Annotated in this window: 16 protein-coding genes; 5 read left to right on the top strand and 11 right to left on the bottom strand. The window is 60.3% G+C overall.

Features of this window, described 5'->3' with window-relative positions; translation table 11 throughout:
* Positions 1-208 precede the first annotated feature (208 nt).
* Positions 209-1585, top strand: coding sequence for a multicopper oxidase family protein (locus tag LOY68_RS25845; protein ID WP_163912293.1), 1377 nt, complete (start codon positions 209-211; stop codon positions 1583-1585).
* Entirely contained in the window at positions 1585-2082 is a 498-nt protein-coding gene (gene tadA, locus LOY68_RS25840; RefSeq protein WP_163912296.1) for a tRNA adenosine(34) deaminase TadA, read from the top strand. The genes LOY68_RS25845 and tadA overlap by 1 nt, the downstream gene beginning before the upstream one ends.
* A gap of 137 nt (positions 2083-2219) precedes the next feature.
* Here the strand turns inward: tadA and cmoB are convergent, their stop codons facing one another.
* The 11 genes from cmoB to LOY68_RS25785 all read right to left on the bottom strand — a co-directional run bounded on the left by cmoB (position 2220) and on the right by LOY68_RS25785 (position 17035).
* A complete protein-coding gene (cmoB, locus tag LOY68_RS25835) occupies positions 2220-3176 on the bottom strand; it encodes a tRNA 5-methoxyuridine(34)/uridine 5-oxyacetic acid(34) synthase CmoB (RefSeq protein WP_054045324.1) in 957 nt (318 codons plus the stop codon).
* Complete coding sequence (gene cmoA, locus LOY68_RS25830) at positions 3173-3952, bottom strand: carboxy-S-adenosyl-L-methionine synthase CmoA (protein ID WP_204280833.1); 780 nt, start codon at positions 3950-3952, stop codon at positions 3173-3175. Before cmoA ends, cmoB begins: the two co-directional genes overlap by 4 nt.
* A gap of 130 nt (positions 3953-4082) precedes the next feature.
* Positions 4083-4724, bottom strand: coding sequence for a lysoplasmalogenase (locus LOY68_RS25825; protein ID WP_265040709.1), 642 nt, complete (start codon positions 4722-4724; stop codon positions 4083-4085).
* A gap of 2 nt (positions 4725-4726) precedes the next feature.
* Positions 4727-5119: a protease inhibitor I42 family protein gene (locus tag LOY68_RS25820; RefSeq protein ID WP_265040707.1), complete on the bottom strand. Its 393-nt coding sequence runs from the start codon at positions 5117-5119 to the stop codon at positions 4727-4729.
* Positions 5120-5340: 221 nt separating this feature from the next.
* Positions 5341-7758 carry an endopeptidase La gene (gene lon, locus LOY68_RS25815; RefSeq protein ID WP_163912308.1) on the bottom strand — a complete coding sequence of 806 codons (2418 nt, stop codon included), beginning with the start codon at positions 7756-7758 and terminating at the stop codon, positions 5341-5343.
* A 137-nt stretch (positions 7759-7895) separates the two neighbouring features.
* Positions 7896-8897, bottom strand: coding sequence for a diphosphomevalonate decarboxylase (mvaD, locus tag LOY68_RS25810; protein WP_265040706.1), 1002 nt, complete (start codon positions 8895-8897; stop codon positions 7896-7898).
* Entirely contained in the window at positions 8894-9961 is a 1068-nt protein-coding gene (locus LOY68_RS25805; protein WP_265040705.1) for a mevalonate kinase, read from the bottom strand. The genes mvaD and LOY68_RS25805 overlap by 4 nt, the downstream gene beginning before the upstream one ends.
* Positions 9962-9964: 3 nt before the next feature.
* Positions 9965-11191, bottom strand: a complete 1227-nt coding sequence (locus tag LOY68_RS25800) for a hydroxymethylglutaryl-CoA reductase (RefSeq protein ID WP_265040703.1) — start codon at positions 11189-11191, stop codon at positions 9965-9967.
* Between the two features lie 323 nt (positions 11192-11514).
* A complete protein-coding gene (locus tag LOY68_RS25795; protein ID WP_054045315.1) occupies positions 11515-13926 on the bottom strand; it encodes a glucose/quinate/shikimate family membrane-bound PQQ-dependent dehydrogenase in 2412 nt (803 codons plus the stop codon).
* 207 nt (positions 13927-14133) lie between these two features.
* Positions 14134-15516 (bottom strand): carbohydrate porin, encoded by a 1383-nt coding sequence (locus LOY68_RS25790; RefSeq protein ID WP_265040702.1) that lies wholly within the window; start codon positions 15514-15516, stop codon positions 14134-14136.
* A gap of 319 nt (positions 15517-15835) precedes the next feature.
* Positions 15836-17035, bottom strand: coding sequence for a benzoate/H(+) symporter BenE family transporter (locus LOY68_RS25785; RefSeq protein WP_163912317.1), 1200 nt, complete (start codon positions 17033-17035; stop codon positions 15836-15838).
* A gap of 310 nt (positions 17036-17345) precedes the next feature.
* On the opposite strand from LOY68_RS25785, the gene LOY68_RS25780 reads away from it, so the two are divergent.
* From LOY68_RS25780 to LOY68_RS25770, 3 genes are all read left to right on the top strand, one after another.
* Complete coding sequence (locus tag LOY68_RS25780; RefSeq protein WP_163912320.1) at positions 17346-18734, top strand: PLP-dependent aminotransferase family protein; 1389 nt, start codon at positions 17346-17348, stop codon at positions 18732-18734.
* Positions 18735-18899: 165 nt separating this feature from the next.
* A complete protein-coding gene (locus tag LOY68_RS25775; RefSeq protein ID WP_007944895.1) occupies positions 18900-19130 on the top strand; it encodes a VF530 family DNA-binding protein in 231 nt (76 codons plus the stop codon).
* A 2-nt stretch (positions 19131-19132) separates the two neighbouring features.
* Positions 19133-19777, top strand: a complete 645-nt coding sequence (locus LOY68_RS25770) for a Pr6Pr family membrane protein (protein WP_265040696.1) — start codon at positions 19133-19135, stop codon at positions 19775-19777.
* Positions 19778-19865 lie beyond the last annotated feature (88 nt).

The raw sequence follows: 19865 nt of genomic DNA, 5'->3' as shown, positions 1-19865 counted from the left end.
GACCCGAAAAGATCGCAGCCTTCGGCAGCTCCTACGGGATGTACGCCTTTCAAATGTAGGAGCTGCCGAAGGCTGCGATCTTTTCAGGAACATCACTCGGACTGCGTCCATCCGCCGCCCCGCCCTTACTGTTTCTCAACCGCAGGTGTATCGTATTCGCCTTTTGCGGGCCTCAGGCCTGTCGCTGATACGTGAGGTAGTTGAGTTCATGTCCTTTACCCGTCGACAAATACTCGGTGGTCTGGCCGGTCTTGTGGTGGTTGGCGTGGGGGCCGGTGGCGCGTCGCGTTACTGGCTGGGCAAGATGGCCGACGCGGATGCGGGCCACGACTACGAACTGATCGCCGCACCGCTGGACGTCGAACTGGTCGCCGGGCACAAGACCGAAGCCTGGGCGTTCGGCCCGTCGGCGCCGGGCACCGAGTTGCGGGTGCGGCAGGGTGAATGGCTGCGGGTGCGCTTTATCAACCACCTGCCGGTCGCGACCACCATCCACTGGCACGGCATCCGCTTGCCGCTGGAAATGGACGGCGTACCCTACGTCTCGCAGCTTCCCGTGTTGCCGGGCGAATACTTCGACTACAAATTCCGCGTGCCGGACGCCGGCAGCTACTGGTATCACCCGCACGTGAACAGCAGTGAAGAACTTGGCCGTGGCCTGGTCGGCCCGCTGATTATCGAAGAACGCGAGCCCACCGGTTTCAAGTACGAAAAAACCCTCAGCCTGAAGAGCTGGCACGTCGATGAAGAAGGCGCGTTCGTTGCCTTCAGCATTCCGCGTGAAGCGGCCCGTGGCGGCACGGCGGGGCGGTTGTCGACCATCAACGGCGTGCCGCAAGCGGTGATCGAATTGCCCGCCGGGCAGATTACCCGCGTGCGTTTACTTAACCTCGACAACACCCTGACCTACCGCCTCAACATTCCCGGCGTCGAAGCGCAGATTTACGCGCTGGACGGCAACCCCATCGAACCGCGCCCGCTGGGCAAGGAATACTGGCTCGGCCCGGGCATGCGCATCTGCCTGGCGATCAAGGCACCGCCGGCCGGTGAAGAGCTATCCTTGCGCAACGGCCCGGTGCGGGTGGGCACGTTGCGTTCGGTGGCCAACAGCGACGCGCCGACCGAGTGGCCGCCCGCGCTGCCCGCTAACCCGGTGTCTGAGCCGGACTTGGCCAATGCCGAGAAACTCAACTTCAATTTCGAGTGGGTGGGTTCAGTGTCGGTCAACGTCGACAACGGCAAGCCACCGAGCCTGTGGCAGATCAACGGCAAGGCCTGGGACATCACCGACAAGACCTGCGCCGACCGCCCGATTGCCAAGCTTGAGAAGGGCAAGAGCTACATTTTCGAATTGAAGAACATGACTCAGTATCAACACCCGATTCACCTGCACGGCATGAGCTTCAAGGTGATTGCCTCGAACCGGCACAAGGTCATCCCGTACTTCACCGACACCTATTTGTTGGGCAAGAACGAGCGCGCGCAAGTGGCGCTGGTGGCGGATAACCCGGGAATCTGGATGTTCCACTGCCATGTGATCGATCACATGGAAACCGGCCTGATGGCCGCTATCGAGGTGGCGTGATGCGTCAGATTCGTCCCGCCGCGATTATCGACCGTAGCCGCGACCGCGATTTCATGCGCGAAGCCCTGGCCCTCGCCGCTCAAGGCGCAGCCCTCGGCGAAGTGCCGGTGGGCGCGGTGCTGGTGCAGGACGGGGAAATCATCGGTCGCGGCTTCAACTGCCCGATCAGCGGCAGCGACCCCAGCGCCCACGCCGAAATGGTCGCGATCCGCGCCGCCGCCCTGGCCGCCAGCAACTATCGCCTGCCCGGCAGCACCCTCTACGTGACCCTGGAGCCGTGCAGCATGTGCGCCGGCCTGATCGTGCATTCGCGCATCGCGCGGGTGGTGTACGGCGCGCTGGAGCCCAAGGCCGGGATTGTGCAGAGCCAAGGGGAGTTTTTTACCCAGGGCTTTCTCAACCATCGAGTGTTGTTTGAAGGCGGGGTGTTGGCCGAAGAGTGTGGCGCGGTGCTGAGTGAATTCTTCAAGGCCCGAAGAGCCAAGCCAGCCGAGTAAACACCGATCAAAAATGTGGGAGCGGGCTTGCTCGCGAATGCGGATTAACATTCAACAGAGATGTTGACTGATCCACCGCTTTCGCGAGCAAGCCCGCTCCCACATTTGGATCTCCATCAGGTAGAGAGATCGTGTATTTACTTGCGAGCGACGATCACCGCACGCATCGGCGCCGGCAGCCCTTCAATCGTTTTGCTGTGATCTTCCGGATCGAGGAAGTCGCTCAACGACTGATACTTCATCCACTCCGTCCCGCGCTGTTCCTCGACGGTGGTCACGCTCACATCCACACAGCGAACATCGGTGAAACCGGCGCGGCGCAACCACAGTTCCAGCGCCGGCACCGACGGCAGGAACCACACGTTGCGCATCTGCGCATAACGGTCTTCCGGCACTAGCACTTGCTGCTGATCACCTTCGATCACCAGCGTCTCCAGCACCAGTTCGCCGCCCTTGACCAGGCAATCCTTCAGCGCCAGCAAATGCTCGATCGGCGAGCGGCGGTGATAAAACACGCCCATGGAAAACACGGTGTCGAAGCCTTCCATGTTCGGCGGCAGGTCTTCGAACGGGAACGGCAGGTGCCAGGCGTTCGGTTCGGACAGGTAACGCTGCACCGCCTGGAACTGGCAGAAGAACAGCCAGTTCGGATCGACGCCAATCACACTGTCGGCCCCGGCGCCGAGCATGCGCCACATGTAATAACCGTTGCCGCAACCGACATCGAGGATGCGTTTGCCCTTCAGGTCCAGATGCGGCGCCACCCGCGACCATTTCCAGTCCGAGCGCCATTCGGTATCGACGTGCACGCCGAACAAATCGAACGGCCCTTTGCGCCACGGCGACAGGCCCATCAGCGCGGTGCGCATCTGCGCACGGGTTGCATCGTCGCAATCGGTGTCCAGCGTCAGGCCGTTGAGCAAATCAACTTCGCTCGGCTGGATCTTCGGCAAGGCGTCCAGCGCACTTTGCCAGCGCTCCAGATCGCCATGACCTTTCTCCATTTTCTTGTCGAGTTGCGCTTGCAAGGTGTTGGCCCATTCGGCCAGCGGGGTACCAGCCAGACGGCGGGCGAGGGGGGACAGATCAATCATGGCAAGGCAATCAACGAGGCAAAGTTAAGACACTGGAACCACGGCACGACTTTCGAGAACCCGGCGGCCAACAGGCGCTCGCGGTGTTCTTCGAGGCTGTCGGGCTTCATGACATTTTCGATGGCGCTGCGCTTCTGGGCGATTTCCAGTTCGCTGTAGCCGTTGGCGCGTTTGAACGCGACGTGCAGGTCGGTGAGCAACGCGTGTTCTTCCAGATCGTTGAAGCGCAGCTTCTCCGACAGGATCAACGCACCGCCCGGCAACAACGATTGGTGGATACGTGCGAGCAACGCAGTACGCTGCTCCGGGGCGATGAATTGCAGGGTGAAATTCAGCGCCACCACCGAGGCGGGCTGGAATTCGAGGGCAAGGATGTCGCCTTCAATCACTTCCACCGGCAGCAACTCCTGGAACATCGAGTCCTGACCGTTGAGGTATTCGCGGCAACGCTCGACCATCGCCGCCGAGTTATCCACAGCGATAACCCGGCAACCGTCGGTGCGCACGTGACGGCGCAGGGCCTGGGTCACGGCGCCGAGGGACGAGCCGAGGTCATAGAGCACGCTGTTGGGCTGGGCGAACTGCGCAGCGAGCACGCCGAGGTTTTCGACGATGGTCGGATAACCTGGCACCGAGCGCTTGATCATGTCCGGGAACACCCGCACCACGTCCTCGTTAAAGGCGAAGTCAGGCACCTGGGCCAAAGGCTGGGCGAAAAGGCGATCGGGTTCTTTGCTCACGGCGGTTCCAGCGGCATAGGTGGAAAAGGCCGGCATTTTAGCCAAATTGACGGGGGGATGCGCGGGTTGTCTGATAAACCGTAAATCAAAAGATCGCAGCCTTCGGCAGCTCCTACTTTGGAATGCGATCTCCTGTAGGAGCTGCCGAAGGCTGCGATCTTTTCTCTTAAGCTAAATGCGGTTCAGGGCCGAACGCCGACGCCGTAATCCCCCATTGCCCCACCCAGTAACTCAGGATAATCACATAAGGCGCCGCCTCAAACGGCATCACAAACCGGCTGATCCCGATCACGCTGTCAGAAAACACAAACGCCACCGCACCCGCCGCCGCCAGCAGCGCGGAGCGCTGGGGCACATCGCTGCCCAGTCTGGCCAATGCGCGCCAGAGCATCGCGCTGATCGCCACGCCGTACACAATCACCGGCGCCAGCAACGGCCCTAGCCCGTGGGAAATCAGAATCCCCAACAGCACCGCGCCAACCCCGACGGCCAAGACCAACGGCAACAACGCCAACCGCCGGCAATCGCTCAAATACGCTTTCAGATACGCCAGATGCGCGACCAAAAAAGCCCCCAGCCCAAACACAAACAAATCCCCCGGCCACGCCAACAACACATCGCCGACCAAGGAGAAAATCAGACCCAGGCTGATCCAGCGCCGATATTCAGTGGGCGGCGCGTCGTGTAGCCAGCCGAGCAGGGCCAATACGGGCAGTGGTTTGACCAACAGGCAAAGCAGCGCAGCGTGAACGCTTAGCCCGTAAAGAAAGGTCACCGCGCCCATCAGCGCCAGGATCAGCCAGCCCACGATCAGTTAACCGAGATTGCGCAATCGAAGGTTTTCACCGCCGGGACTTCCGGCGCCCATGGTTGCGAGTAAGTCAGGCGCAAACGGCCAGTACCGGTAGCAAACGACTGGAAACGCCAGGTCGAAATCCCGGCGCTGCCCACGAGCCCGGCATCTTCCGGGTTGCTGTAGACCTCGGGGCTGAGGGCGCGCAACACGCCACCGGCGGAATCCTGGATCGCCCAGCGATAACCCGTGGTCGGGTTGCTTGGCAGGATCAGGATCAGGTTTTGCCCGTTGTTGAGCCTGGCCGGGCATTCGCTTTGTTTTTCCACAGTCACGTTCTGTTTCGGCGGCGTGGCGCAAGCGGCCAGCAAGGAGAGGGCGATGGGGATAAATAGGCGAGTGGGGGACATAAGGTCAGTGGCTCCGGCATTCACGACGAACGGCGAGCATAACTGAAGATGAGACAAAGTGTGACAGCACTGGGAATTGGCGTGGTCAGTGCTGACGCCTTCGCGGGCAAGCCTCGCTCCTACAGGGGGTTGTGTGTCGGTCGCGAAAAATATGAACGACACACAACTCTGTAGGAGCGAGGCTTGCCCGCGAAGGCGATAGTCCAGGCACTACATGACTATCAGAACAAGATCTTCGCCACATCCGCAAAACGCTTGGCGAAGTGCACGGTTATCCCTTCTTTCAGGTACTCCGGCAATTCCTCAAAGCTGCCACGGTTAGGCTCCGGCAGGATCAATTCAAAGATCTTCTGCCGCCGCGCCGCGATCACTTTCTCGCGCACCCCGCCAATCGGCAGGACATGCCCGGTCAGCGTCAGTTCGCCGGTCATGGCGATGCCTTTTTTCGGCGCCTGGTTGCGGGCCAGGGACAGCAGGGCACTGGCCATGGTTACACCAGCGCTCGGGCCGTCTTTCGGGGTGGCGCCTTCCGGCACATGGAGGTGGACGAAGGCTTCGTCGAAGAACTTCGGATCACCGCCAAATGACTTCAGGTTGGAACTGACGTAGCTGTAGGCGATTTCCGCCGACTCTTTCATCACGTCGCCCAATTGCCCGGTGAGTTTGAAACCCCGGTTGAGCGTGTGAATCCGCGTCGCTTCGATCGGCAGGGTCGCGCCGCCCATGCTGGTCCACGCCAACCCGGTGATCACGCCGGTGCCGGACAGCACTTGCTCGTTACGGAACACCGGATGCCCGAGTGAGGCTTCGAGGTCTTTCGGGCCGATCTTGATCACTGCTTTCGGCTCGTCGATCAGCTTGACCACGGCTTTGCGCACCAGTTTGCCCAGTTCTTTTTCCAAGTGGCGCACCCCGGCTTCACGGGCATATCCGTCGATCAATGCTTTCAACGCGCTGTCGCTGATGCTCAGGCTGCCTTTGGACACGCCGGCCTTTTCCAGCTGTTTCGGCCACAGGTGACGCTTGGCGATGGCGATTTTTTCTTCGGTGATGTAACCCGACAGGCGAATCACTTCCATCCGGTCGAGCAACGGGCCGGGGATCGAGTCCAGGGTGTTGGCAGTGCAGACGAACAGCACTTTCGACAAGTCCAGACGCAAGTCCAGATAGTGGTCGAGGAATTCGACGTTCTGTTCCGGGTCGAGGGTTTCCAGCAGCGCCGAGGCCGGGTCGCCCTGGTAGCTCTGGCCCATTTTGTCGATCTCGTCGAGCATGATCACCGGGTTCATCACTTCGACGTCTTTCAACGCCTGGACGAGTTTGCCCGGTTGCGCGCCGATGTACGTACGGCGATGGCCCTTGATCTCGGCTTCGTCGCGCATGCCACCGAGGCTGAAACGGTAGAACGGCCGACCCAGGGATTCAGCGATGGATTTGCCGACGCTGGTCTTGCCCACGCCCGGCGGACCCACCAGCAGCACAATAGAGCCGCTGATCTCGCCCTTATAGGCACCGACCGCGAGGAATTCGAGGATGCGGTCCTTGATGTCATCGAGGCCGGCGTGGTGTTTGTCCAGCACCTTGCGCGCGTGCTTGAGGTCGAGTTTGTCCTCGCCATACACGCCCCACGGCACCGAAGTCGCCCAGTCGAGGTAGTTGCGGGTGACCGCGTACTCCGGCGAACCGGTCTCGAGGATCGACAGCTTGTTCATTTCCTCTTCGACGCGTTTCTGCGCCTGGGGCGGCAGCACTTTGCCTTCCAGGCGTTGCTCAAACTGCTCGATGTCGGCGCTGCGATCATCCTTGGTCAGCCCCAGTTCCTGCTGGATGACCTTGAGCTGTTCCTTGAGGAAGAACTCGCGCTGATGCTCGCCGATCTTGCGGTTCACTTCGGCGGAGATTTCTTTCTGCAGGCGCGCGACTTCGACTTCCTTGCGCAGCATCGGCAAGACTTTTTCCATGCGCTTGAGCATCGGCACGCAGTCGAGCACTTCTTGCAGCTCGCCACCGGTGGCGGAGGTCAGCGCAGCGGCGAAGTCGGTCAGCGGCGACGGATCGTTGGGGCTGAAGCGGTTGAGGTAATTCTTCAACTCTTCGCTGTACAGCGGGTTCAGCGGCAACAGTTCTTTGATCGCATTGATCAGCGCCATGCCGTAGGCCTTGACCTCGTCGGTCGGCTCGGTCGGCTGGTGCGGGTACTCGACTTCCACCAAGTACGGCGGGCGATGGTGCTTGAGCCAGGTCTTGATCCGCACGCGGGTCAGACCCTGGGCGACGAACTGCAACTTGCCGTTTTCACGACTGGCGTGGTGCACCTTGACCAGGGTGCCGTACTCCGGCAACGCACCCGTATCGAAATGGCGCGGATCTTCCTGGGGCGTGTCCATGTAGAACAGAGCCAGGGAGTGATGATCGGATTTGCTCACCAGGTCCAGTGTTTCCGCCCACGGTTCCTCATTGACGATCACCGGCAGCACTTGGGCCGGGAAGAACGGGCGATTGTGGATCGGGATGATGTAAACCTTGTCCGGCAGGTTCTGGCCAGGCAGGGCGAGGCCTTTACCGGTGGAATGGTGTTCGATGTGGTCTGTTTCGGCGTAATCGCTCGGGTCTTCAGGAAATTCTTGCTGGTCGCTCATGGGGCACCTGCGCAATGGGGTATGGGTCTTAGATGGGGCAGGTGGGGGGTGGTTTCAATGGGCAGCGATATTTCAGGGTGTGTGTTCAGGGTTTTGACAGATTTAATCGATTGGAGGATGACCCATATGCCGATCGCTCAAAACAAATGACGCGCCAGCCGTCGGGGCCCATCTCCCGCTTGATCAAAAATCCATCGCTCTATGCCCGGCATCATACTCAACGCTGCAAACGCTGCAGTCTTGTGTTGTGCGGTGCACAGCACATGTACGTTGGGTCCGGCGTCCACCGTTGCACATACTTCCAGGCCTTGATCACGCAGTTGTCGTACCCGTTCCAGAATCCGCAAGGTTGCCGGTTGCCAGTAAAAAACCGGCGGCTGCGAGGTCATTGCAATTATGTGCAGTTCCACCGCTTCACGTTCCACTGCGACGGCCAGTGCGTTGAAGTCCCGGCGCTCGATCGCTTGGCGGACAGTCGCCAGTCGTTCCGGCAATAGACTGAGGCGAGTCGAGTAAAAGGGGCTGGTGGCGGCGAGAAAATGACCTTCACGGGAACTGACACTTTTAGGCGTGGCGTCGACGATGGCGATCAAGTCATGCAATGGCCAATGCTGCGCCGGGGCGAGCTGTTGCGCAGGCCCGTCAAGCTGATGGGCATCGCCAGGCCACTGAACGAAGCCACCCAATACCGAGCGCGCCGCCGAGCCTGAGCCGGACAGGCGCGCCAGCCCACTTAGCTCTGGGCTGTTCAGTGAGTGCCCACAATGCAACGCGAAGGCCACCGCCAGTGCGCTGAACCCGGACGCTGAAGAGGCTATGCCTGCGCCGGTCGGAAAGTTGTTCGTCGTGGCGATGCACAACGGTGTCCAGTCATCAAAACGCTCACGCAAGGAATGCAGATGACGTTCTATACCGATTCGCAGGGAGTTTTGCGCCGCAATCAATGGGCCGCTGGTTCTTTTCCATAGAATTTCATCGGCAGTGCCCGTTGTCAGGCGCGACAACGTGCAGAAGCTGCGGCACTGACTCAGGGTCATGGACAGTGAGAGGTTATTGGGGAGCGTCTGCCGTGCATCGCTCATGCCCCAGTACTTGATGAGCGCAATATTACTGGGCGAGGAGACACTGATCCGGTTCATTGTTCGTTTACCTCCAGGCCGGCCACCGCCAATGGCGCATTGATTCTGCGATAGCGCGCCAGCGCCGGCAGCGCCGGTGCACCCACCACTAGCAGGGCCCCGGCCTGATCTCCTGAGAGTGCCCCGGCCCCGCAAATTTTCGCTGCCCCGCCGGCTGCTTCAACGGCACGAATCACTTGCACGATGGCCTCGGGTACCACCCCCAGACACTCCAGAGCGGCCTCGTAATTGCGCAACACACACTTGAGCGTTTCAGGCGCCGGCTCACGGGACTGCAACAGCGTGCGAAAGCGTTCGGCGCTGTTTTGCATGCTGGCCAACAGTGGGTTGTCCCGGCCTTCGAGCCGATGGCGGGTGGCGGCGATGACATGCCCGGTACTCTCGCGCGCGGCGCCGGTGTGATAGATCTCAGCGCCGCGCAACTGCGCATGTGCGGTGCTCGAGGGCCACAACAATAGTTTGGACCGGTTACTCGCTTCGGGGCGTCGTTCAACCATGCCACCCATCAATGAGGTGTTGTGATCGATCCCGGATGGAAATCCGTGCTGGTAACGTTCAATGCACATGGCCAGCGAGTGCAGTGGATGGTGTTGTGGCGTCAGATTGAAGAAGCGCTGCAGCGCCGCCGACAGGCTGACCGCCAGCGCGGCTGAACTGCCGAACCCCGCGTCCAGTGGAATGCTCGATTGCACCCGCAACGTAAACCCGCGCAGGTCCTCAGGCGCCACGTTGCAGAGGATTTCGCCCACCGCACATTTGGCCAGATGATCGATGTCGCCCCCCCTGACGCCACTAAAGTCCTGAGCATTGGGATTGTCGCGTAAACACGCCCAACGCCGACGCACCTCCTGAACGTAATCGAGCACGACAGCGGTACTGTAATGCCGGTGGAGGTGCAGATCGGGCAGCTGCATCTCGATCTGGTCATCGTCGCGCGCCCATACCCGAACGGTGCAATATAACCCCAGGGCGGTAGCAAACACCGGACACCCGTGCAGCGCCGCGTACTCGCCGATCAGGATGATCTTGCCGGGCGCGCGTGCTTGCACAGCCTTCGGAGCCATGGCTCAACGCCCCCATTGCACATGGGCTTTTACCAAGTGATGAGCAGCCTGCGCTGCCATGATCGACAACTCACCTGCCAGCACCAGCGCCCCAAGTATTTCCGCTAGGCGCAAGGTGTCGACGCCAGGCTTTTTCGCGCCGGGAACGATGCCCATCAACGCCAGTGCTTCACGTTGCGTGCACAAACCGGTGCCGCCACCGACCGTGCCCAGCGGTGTGTCGGGCAGCAGGACAGAGGCGTAGAGGGCGCCATGCTCGCGGGCTTCGAGGCAGGTAATGCCAGTCGCACTTTCCGCCACTTGGGCGACATCCTGGCCTGTGGCAATAAACACAGCCGCAAGAATATTGGCGTGATGGGCATTGCTGCCCATCGCCCCCCCCATTGCCGAGCCCAGCAGGTTTTTGCGGTACTGAACTTCACACAACGAAGCTGCATCGGTTTTCAGGATGTCGTGCAGGATGTCGGCGCTCAGATGGGCTTCGGCATAAATACGTTTGCCGCGACCGTTGAGGACGTTAACCATCGCCGGTTTTTTATCGGAGCAGTAATTGCCCGAAATACTGATGCAGGTGAGGCCTGTGGCGGGGCTGATTAACTCGGTTATGGCGCGGTCGCAGGCGATGCTCGCCATGTTCATGCCCATGGCATCGCCACTGTGGAAACGAAAGCGCAAGTAGATGGTGGAGCCGACCACGGCTGGCACGATGTCCTGCAAAACAAGGTGGCGGCTATCCTGTTCGCAGAGCTGTTTGATTTCTGAGTAGTTGTTTCGGACCCATGCCAGAAACGACTGGGATTCGACGATGCCGCTGGAGCGAAACACTGGTGCGCGGGTGATGCCCACATCGTCGACCCGCACCACCGCGCCCCCGGCGGCGCGTAACGCGGCGCACCCGCGAGACACACTGGCGATCAACGCACCTTCGGTGGTGGCCAGTGGCGCGTATACCGGTTCTTGGGCGGTAATCGCCTGGCCGTTGACCAACAGCGGGCCGGCAATGCCGAGCGGTATCTGGATGGCCCCGATGAAGTTCTCGCATTTGGCCGGTTGGGCGTCAAATGTGAAGTTACCGATGGTCGTGAGGGGAGTCCCAGTGATCCGTTGCAACGCTTCTCGCCGGATGAGTGACGCTTCTTTGCGCGATAGGTTTTCTGGCAACTGATGCAGGCGAATTTCACCCTTCGCCAGAGCGTCGATCAAGTTAGTTGCAAATTGAGTGTGGGACATGAGCCACCCGGGGGATCGAAGCGCGCGAAAGTTGGTACGCGTCCAACGAATCATCCGCAGCCGTGGGCCGTGCCGCTACTGTCATTGTTGACAGTTTTTTATATCGAAAGGCGATTGAGCAGCATTGACTGAATCAGTCGAGTGGGCAAACTTCGATAAATGTGCGCGGGCTTGCTCGCGAAAGCGTCGTTTCAGCCAGCCTCAATGTTGAATGTTAAACCGTTATCGCGAGCAAGCTTTGCTCCTACAGGCGATTACCCTGCGCGCACAAAAAAAGGCGACCCCCTCGCAGGAGTCGCCTTTCGTTTAACCGCCGCTAAAACTTACTCGGACAGTTTGTACGCCATCACATAGTCACCTTGCTTGGTGCCCAGCGAGCCGTGGCCGCCGGCAACGACGAGCACGTATTGCTTGCCGTCCTTGCCGGTGTAGGTCATCGGCGTGGTTTGGGCGCCGGCTGGCAGGCGGCCTTCCCACAGTTGCTTGCCGTTTTTCACGTCATAGGCACGCAGGTACTGGTCGAGGGTGCCGCTCAGGAAGGCAACGCCACCAGCGGTGGTGAAAGTGCCGCCCAGGCTAGGTACGCCCATGCTCAGCGGGATTGGAACCGGCGAGCTGTCGCGCACGGTGCCGTTTTTGTGTTTCCAGATAACTTTGCTGGTGGTCAGGTCGACTGCGGTCACATAACCCCAGGCCGGTGCCTGGCACGGCAGGCCCATCGGCGACAGCAGCGGTTCCAGGATCACGCCGTATGGCGCGCCTTTGTTTGGCTGCACGCCTTCGGTTTCGCTTTTACGCGGGCCTTGGGCAGCAATTTCGGCGGCCGGGATCAGTTTCGATTTGAACGCCATGTAGTCCGGGTTCATGAAAGCGATCTGGCGTACCGGGTCAACCGAGATACCGCCCCAGTCGAACACACCGAAGTTGCCTGGATAAACGATCGAACCTTGCAACGATGGCGGGGTGAACGGGCCTTCGTAGCGCATGGACTTGAAGTCGATCCGGCAGATCAGTTGGTCGAACGGGGTGACGCCCCACATGTCGCGTTCTTTCAACGGCGGCGGCATGAGGTTGAGGTCGGATTTCGGTTGGGTTGGCGAAGTGTGATCACCGGCGACAGCACCTTGCGGGACTGGCACTTCGTTGATCGGCACAATCGCTTTGCCGGTGCTGCGATCCAGTACGTAGATGCTGCCTTGCTTGGTGGACGCGAGGACCGCTGGCTTCACGCCGTCAGCAGTTTTCAGGTCCATCAGGGTTGGCTGGCCACCGACGTCCATGTCCCACAGGTCATGGTGAGTGAACTGGAAGTGCCACTTCACGTGCCCGGTGTTGATGTCCAGGGCGGTCAGGCCGGCCGCATGCAGTTCCGACTCAGGGGTACGCGCGCCACCGAACTGGTCCGGGGTCTGGTTGCCCATCGGCAGGTAAAGCATGCCGAGTTTTTCGTCGACCGCGAACATGGACCACATGTTCGGCGAGTTGCGGGTGTAGGTCTTGCCTTCAGCAATCGGCGTGGTGTCGTCCGGGTTGCCGCTGTCCCAGTTCCACACCAGTTTGCCGGTGTGCACGTCGAACGCGCGGATTACGCCGCTTGGTTCGTCGGTGGAAACGTTGTCAGTCACGTGGCCGCCAATCACAACCAGGTCTTTAGTGACCGCTGGAGGCGAGGTGGAGTAGTAACCGCCGGCCGCGAAGCCGCCGATGTTGGCGCTGAGGTCGATCTGGCCTTTGTTGCCGAAGTCTTCGCACATCTTGCCGGTGTCGGCGTTCAGGGCGATCAGACGGGTGTCGGCGGTCGGCAGGAAGATCCGGCGCGGGCAGGCATTGCTGGCGGCAGCCGGGCTGGCGCTGCCGGTCGGGCTCTGCTCGGACGCGTACACGGCGTCATCGTGATACGACACGCCACGGCAGGTCATGTGCGCCCAACCCTTGAAGTTCGCCGCGTTTTGCGTGGAGAGCTTCGGATCGAAACGCCAGATTTCCTTGCCGGTGTCCGGGTCCAGCGCGATCACCTGGCTGTGCGGCGTGCACACGTAGAGCATGCCGTTGACTTTCAGCGGGGTGTTTTCAGCGGTGGTTTCGCCCGGATCGTTAGGACCAGGGATATCGCCAGTGCGGAAAGTCCAGGCCGGAACCAGCTTGTGCGCGTTCTCCGGGGTGATCTGCGCCAGTGGCGAGTAACGATCACCGTGGGCGCTGCGGCCGTAGGAATTCCAGTCACCGTCCGGCATGGCCGGGGCAGTGTTGGTCATGCCTGGCACGCTGTCGCGGTCCAGTTGACCTTTGGTTTCACCCGGGCTGGTGAACTGGCTGGCCAGTGCAGCGGCGCCAGCGAGTACAACCGCGACGCTCAGTGCGCCAGTACCCATCGGCGCCGGGCCGGTGCGCAACAGTGGACGGCGGAACCACGGCAGCAACATGACGATGCCCAGCGCAAACAGCATCGCCAGACGCGGCACCAGTTGCCACCAGTCGAGACCGACTTCCCACAACGCCCAAACGGTACTGGCGAACAACACCAGTGCGTACAGGCCCAGTGCGGCGCGGCGAGCGGCGATCAACAGCACGCCGGTCAGCGCCAGGCCGATACCGGCCAGCAGGTAATACAGCGAGCCGCCGAGCATGCTCAGCTTGATACCGCCGGCCAGCATGGCCAGGCCCATTAGCAGAAGCAGGATACCGAGCAGGCTCGGTAGCAGACGGCTTCGACTCAAAGCACCATCAGTGCTCATAGTGTGGTTCTCCGTGACGTTTTAAGTAGTCCCGCGCAAGTTCACTGTAGATGACGATCTGGCGTGGGCATGGTTCAGTTATAAAAGTGAAACTGTCCCTGTAGGAGCGAGGCTTGCCCGCGAAGGCGGTGTGTCAGCCAACATCAGTGTTGAATGTGACGGCCTCTTCGCGGGCAAGCCTCGCTCCTACAAGGAGTATGTGGTTGGTTAGAAAGACGAGGTGATCTTGATCCCGCCGATCAGCGCGTCATCGACCTTGTCCACGCCACCGGGGTGGCGGATGTATTGCAGGTTCGGGCGCACGGTCAGCCAGTTGGTCACGTGCACGCCGTAATAGAGTTCGGCGCTGTATTCGGTGTCTTGCGGCGGCAGGAACGACGGGTCGTCATAGTCGTAGACGGCGCGGGCCTGATTGGTCGCCTCGGCGTTCTTGCGGTAGGCCGGGTTGACGTGGACACGGGCCAGGGCAAAGCCGATATCGTCCTTGGCGCGAGCGTCGAACAGGCCTTTGTAGACCACGCCGGCCTGGACGTAGTTGTCGATGGCGTTGGTCTTCTTATCGTGCATCGTGCCGTTGGCGAACACGCTCAAACCACGCGAGTTGTCGCTGGCGCGGCTGGTGATCTGCTGCTGCACACCGAGCCACACGCCGTGCTTGCTCGACGCACTGCGATAGGCCTCGCCACTCTGGGCGGCGGGCTGGCCGTTGCTGTCCTTGTAGGCGTCAGTGGCCTTGGCATTGCTGTAGTAATAACCGGCGCGGTACTCGCCCGGCAGGCCATTCAGTTTCGGCGTCCACACCAGCTCAATCGGCAGGATCGCGCCCTGGGTGCCGCTGCCGCTAAGCTTGAAGCCATTGCCGCGATCGAGGTTCGACGGGTTCTGCTCATAAGCGCCAACCTGCGCGTACAGCTCCGGCGTCAGGTGATATTTGACCCGCATCGCCCATTGGCTGACCGGCCAGTTGTACCAGATGCCGCCGACCCAGTTGCCGACTTGCGAGCCGCAGAACGCCAGGTTCTGGAAGTCGCACGGGAAGCTGTTGAAGTCTTCACCTTCGCCAAAGCGGCCGACCTTGATGTCGAGCTTCTGGTCGAAGAATTTCTGCTGATACCACATCTGCGTCAGGCGCCAGGTCTGGCCACGGCCCCAGACTTCCTGGGCCGAGGTGAAGCCGCCAACCCGTGGATCGTTGATCCGGTCGTTGCTGATGTTGTTGCCGTTGCGTTCGGTAATGGTCAGCTGAAACTCGGCGTCGTCCCAGCCAAGGATCTTCTGCAAATCCAGATGCGTGCCAAGGGCGAATTGATCGCTGTAGCGCGCGGTGCGGTCGTGGTCATAGCCGCCGTGCAGGTTGCTGCCCATTTCGCCGGTGTAATCGACTTTGAAGTCGTAACCTTTTTCCGCCAGTTCAGTGCGCGTGCCGTTCCAGTCGCCGAGCATCCACTTCGAATCGCTATCGAAAGCCGGGGCCGCGTGAACGCAAGTGGCAAGGCCGAAGGCGCTGAGGCCGCCGATCAGGTTCAAGGCTTTTCGGTGGGACACAGGGGTGGAGACAGCGCTGTCTCGCGGAGTTGGAAAGTCGAGCATAAAGTAGAAATTCTTGATCTTTTTCTGGGGTGAACTGAACGCAACGAGGTGGAACGGGCAGTGAAGCGTTTCAGCTGAAGGGCGGCAGGATAATGATCTGTTACAAAGAGAGAAAGCGCTTTTACTGACATGCAGCGTTTCGGATTTGGTAACAGTCGTCTGCGACCCGTTGCCACAGGGGATTCACCGGAAAAAAAATGTGGACCTTGTGGGAGCGGGCTTGCTCGCGAAGGCGGCGTGTCAGGCAACCTCAATGTCGACTGACTTATCGTCTTCGCGAGCAAGCCCGCTCCCACAGGGGGGGGGGGCTGAATATCGGTCAGTTGCCCTCGACGACGCCGGCGACTTTGCGCTCCCGAGTCCAAGTCAACACAAAGTGCGCCACCAGGCCAAAGATCAGCCCCCAGAACGCCGCAGCCAACCCGAGGAAACTCATGCCCGAAGCCGTCACCAGGAAGGTGATCAGCGCGGCTTCCCGTTGTTTCTCATCGGCCATGGCGCCAGTCAGTCCGGCGCTGATTGCACCGAACAGGGCCAGGCCGGCGAGGGAGGCAATCAGCTCTTTGGGCAGGGCGGAAAACACCGAAGCCAGGGTCGCGCCAAAAGTGCCCATCAGAATGTAGAACACCCCGCAGGCGATCCCGGCGATGTAGCGTTTGTCGCGATCCTCGTGGGCTTCGCGGCCGGTGCAGATCGCTGCGGTAATCGCCGCCAGGTTGAAGCCGTGGGAGCCGAACGGCGCCATCAGGATCGAGCCAATCGCGGTGACCGAAATGATCGAGCGCGCCGGGGTGTTGTAGCCAGAAGTGCGCAACACCGCCATGCCGGGCACGTACTGGCCGGTCAGGGTTACCAGGGCCAGCGGCAGGCCAATGTTGATGATCGCGTGCCAGCTCCACTCGGGGGCGATGAAGACCGGGTGAGCCACCGCGATGGTGATCGAACCGCTGTTGAGTTCACCGAAGAAAGCAGCCACGGCGCAACCGACAATCAGCACCGATAAAATCGCGTAGCGCGGCGAAAGGCGTTTGCAGATCAGGTACGCCGCGATCATCGACAGCACCAGCGCCGGTTGCAGCCTGATCGATGTGAACAGCTCGGCGCCGAAGCGGAACAGAATCCCCGCGAGCATCGCGGCGGCGATGGCTTTGGGCAGACGACTCATCAGTTTGTCGAACGCGCCGGACAACCCGACGATGGCGATGATCACCGACGCCACCACATAGGCGCCTATGGCCTGGGGCAGGGTGACGCTTGGCAGCATCGACACCAGCAACGCCGCACCCGGGGTCGACCACGCAGTAATCACTGGAACCCGCAATCGCCAGCTCAGAAACAGCCCGGTAATGCCGCTGCCGATGGAAATTGCCCAGATCCACGAAGACACCACGTCGTTGGGCAGGTGCGCTTCCTTGGCTGCCTGAAATACGATGATCAACGGGCCGGCATAGGAAATGATCACGGCGATAAAACCTGCAATCACCGCTGACAGGGATAGATCTTTTCTGAGTGTGTCCATGTTGTCTCGACTTGGCGCGGCACAGGCGCGCAGTGATCAGGAGAGGATTGAGTCGATTGATTCGATTCGTGGTGAGTGTATTTGAATGGATTGAGTTGATTCAATATCGAAGATGTGTGTACAGATGAATTAACGCGTATCTGCGTTTATCTTATTGATTTTTAAGTTTTATTATTTTTGTTTTAGTTGTTGGTTGTTTTTTGATCGTAGCAATAGACTCAATTTGACAAATCAGGCAGCCTGCAAAGGGTCAGGCATCGATGTGATATGCTCCGATTTTTCTCATTTCTACGATGGGCAGCAATCATTCATGTGGGTTCCCCAGCTAAGCGAGTTCAGTCAGCCGATGTATTTGTTGATTGCCGATGCGTTGGCGCGCGACATCAACAACGGCGTGTTGAACCAGGGCGATCGCCTGCCGACCCTGAGGGAGTTGGCCACCACGCTGAACGTCACGCCGGGCACCATCAGCCGCGCTTATAGCGAGGCCCATCGGCGCGGGTTGGTGCAGGGGGAGGTGGGGCGCGGCACTTATGTGCAAGGCCCGCCGCTGCTCGAATTGCCGACAAGTCCGGGGCCGACGGCGCTGAACCTGGGGCAGTCTGAACTGCTCGATCTTTCGATCATCAAGCCCTACAGCGAAACCCTGGAATACTGGCTGCGCGATGCGCTGATCGGCATGGCCAAGAGCACTGATTTTGCGCGTGCGCTGGATTACGCGCCGGACGGTGGTCACCCGGCGCACCGCGAGGCGGGCGCGCAGTTTTTGCGGCAGTGGTTGCCCGATGCGCAATGGCAACAAGTGGTGATTACCGCGGGTGCCCAGCATGGCTTGATGGTGGCGATGAGTGCCCTGACCAACGCCGGCGACCTGGTGCTCTGCGAGGAGCTTTGTTACCCCGGCATCATTTCCCTGGCCCATGGGCTGGAGCGGCGCCTGGGTGGCGTGGCGATGGACGATGAAGGAATCATTCCCGAAGCGTTGCGCGAACTCTGCCTGCGGGAGAAACCGGCGATGCTGGTGTGTGTGGCGACCTGCCAGAACCCGACGGCGGCGATCATGTCGCAAAAACGCCGGGCGCAAATCGCGGCACTGGCCGAAGAGTTCGACTTCATCATTCTCGACGATGACATTTACGGCTTTCTTGCCACCGATCCGTCGATCAAACCACTGTCGGCATTTGCACCGGAGCGTTCGGTTTACCTGACCAGTCTGTCGAAGTCGATCATGCCGGCGCTGCGCATCGGTTACCTGTACAGCCCGCCCAAACTGCTGTCGCGCCTGACCTCGATGGTGCGCAGCAGCGTCTGGATGCCGTCGCCGCTGACCGCGCAACTGGCCAGCAATGTGATCACCGAAGGCCTGGACAAAAAACTCATCCGCATCCAGCGCGATGAAGCGGCTGCGCGGCAAGCCATTGCCCGGGAAATCTTTGCCGGTTTCGAACTCAAGACCCAGCCGCACTCCTATCACGTGTGGCTGACGCTGCCTGAGCCGTGGACCAGCGACGAATTCACCCTGCTCGCTCGGGCCAACGGGGTGCTGGTACTCAGTGGCACCCAGTTCCAGGCTGAGCGCAGTGGCTCGACCCGTTGCGTACGGTTGGTGTTGATGTCGCCCACCAGCCACGACGAACTGCGCTTTGCGTTGACCAAACTGGCCAGCCTGATCGACACCGATCCGCGACGGTTTTACTGAGTCGCCCCGATCGAATGTGTACACAAAACTGTAGGAGCTGCCGAAGGCTGCGATCTTTTCTGGTTCACCTACAGTTAACAGACCAGCGCATACAGTCCTTCCACCAATCGAAACCCTCGGCTAAGGTGCGCGCCTTCTCATTCTTTCTTCGCGCAAAGGCCCGGCATGACCGAACAGAACAACAACCCGCTGCACGGCGTGACTCTGGAACAGATCCTCAACGCCCTGGTTGAACACTACGAGTGGTCGGGGCTGGCCGAGCGTATCGACATCCGCTGCTTCAAGAGTGACCCGAGCATCAAGTCGAGCCTGACATTCCTGCGCAAAACCCCGTGGGCGCGGGAGAAGGTCGAACGCCTGTACGTGAAGTTGATGCGCACCAAGCGCCCGGTCTGAACATGCTGATCTCCACCGTCGCGAGGCGCCGCTGTATTGCCGTGGCGGCGGTGCTGGGCTGGGCAGGTTTGACTGTTCAGATGTACCTGATTCTCGGCACCCGCTGGGAAATCGGTGCCAGCCTGCTGGGCGGGCTGATGAGTTTCTTCAGCTTCTTCACCGTACTGACCAACACCTTGGTGGCCGTAGTGCTGACCTGCGAACTGACGGCGCGGGAGTCGGCGGCGAAACGCTGGTTTCTGCAACCGGCGGTCAGCAGTGGGATTGCCGTGAGCATCGCCGTGGTCGCACTCGCCTACAGCCTGTTGTTGCGCCATCTGTGGCACCCCGAAGGCTGGCAGTTGCTCGCCGATGAATTGCTGCACGACATCCTGCCGCTGCTGTTTCTGGTTTATTGGTGGTGCTGCGTGCCCAAGGGGACGTTGCGCGTGCGGCACATCGCCTTGTGGGTGATTTATCCACTGGTGTATTTCGCCTATGCGCTGCTGCGCGGGCATTTGTTGGGGGCTTATCCGTATCCATTCATTGATGTGAGCACGCTGGGTTATCCACAGGTGTTTCTCAATGCCGGGGGGATATTGGTGGGGTTTGTCGCGATTGCTTTGGTGATTGTGGGATTGGATCGGTGGCGAAAGCCGATTTTTTAAACGCCCAAAATCAATGTGGGAGCGGGCTTGCTCGCGAAGGCGGTGTGTCAGTCACATCAATGCTGGATGACACACCGCTTTCGCGAGC

This window comes from Pseudomonas sp. B21-053, from assembly GCF_026016365.1.
GTDB classification, from domain to species: Bacteria; Pseudomonadota; Gammaproteobacteria; order Pseudomonadales; family Pseudomonadaceae; genus Aquipseudomonas; species Aquipseudomonas nunensis.
The sequence above is the reverse complement of the archived record's forward strand: the minus strand, read 5'-3'. Positions and strand labels throughout refer to the sequence as shown.

What these genes read in the sequence shown, in the direction of transcription:
- lon (WP_163912308.1), bottom strand. Translation starts at nt 7,758, where the DNA reads ATGAGCGACCAGCAAGAATTTCCTGAAGACCCGAGCGATTACGCCGAA.
- LOY68_RS25795 (WP_054045315.1), bottom strand. Translation starts at nt 13,926, where the DNA reads ATGAGCACTGATGGTGCTTTGAGTCGAAGCCGTCTGCTACCGAGCCTG.
- LOY68_RS25845 (WP_163912293.1), top strand. Translation starts at nt 209, where the DNA reads ATGTCCTTTACCCGTCGACAAATACTCGGTGGTCTGGCCGGTCTTGTG.
- LOY68_RS25820 (WP_265040707.1), bottom strand. Translation starts at nt 5,119, where the DNA reads ATGTCCCCCACTCGCCTATTTATCCCCATCGCCCTCTCCTTGCTGGCC.
- LOY68_RS25780 (WP_163912320.1), top strand. Translation starts at nt 17,346, where the DNA reads ATGTGGGTTCCCCAGCTAAGCGAGTTCAGTCAGCCGATGTATTTGTTG.
- cmoB (WP_054045324.1), bottom strand. Translation starts at nt 3,176, where the DNA reads ATGATTGATCTGTCCCCCCTCGCCCGCCGTCTGGCTGGTACCCCGCTG.
- tadA (WP_163912296.1), top strand. Translation starts at nt 1,585, where the DNA reads ATGCGTCAGATTCGTCCCGCCGCGATTATCGACCGTAGCCGCGACCGC.
- LOY68_RS25775 (WP_007944895.1), top strand. Translation starts at nt 18,900, where the DNA reads ATGACCGAACAGAACAACAACCCGCTGCACGGCGTGACTCTGGAACAG.
- mvaD (WP_265040706.1), bottom strand. Translation starts at nt 8,897, where the DNA reads ATGAACCGGATCAGTGTCTCCTCGCCCAGTAATATTGCGCTCATCAAG.
- LOY68_RS25800 (WP_265040703.1), bottom strand. Translation starts at nt 11,191, where the DNA reads ATGTCCCACACTCAATTTGCAACTAACTTGATCGACGCTCTGGCGAAG.
- LOY68_RS25790 (WP_265040702.1), bottom strand. Translation starts at nt 15,516, where the DNA reads ATGCTCGACTTTCCAACTCCGCGAGACAGCGCTGTCTCCACCCCTGTG.
- LOY68_RS25785 (WP_163912317.1), bottom strand. Translation starts at nt 17,035, where the DNA reads ATGGACACACTCAGAAAAGATCTATCCCTGTCAGCGGTGATTGCAGGT.
- cmoA (WP_204280833.1), bottom strand. Translation starts at nt 3,952, where the DNA reads ATGCCGGCCTTTTCCACCTATGCCGCTGGAACCGCCGTGAGCAAAGAA.
- LOY68_RS25770 (WP_265040696.1), top strand. Translation starts at nt 19,133, where the DNA reads ATGCTGATCTCCACCGTCGCGAGGCGCCGCTGTATTGCCGTGGCGGCG.
- LOY68_RS25805 (WP_265040705.1), bottom strand. Translation starts at nt 9,961, where the DNA reads ATGGCTCCGAAGGCTGTGCAAGCACGCGCGCCCGGCAAGATCATCCTG.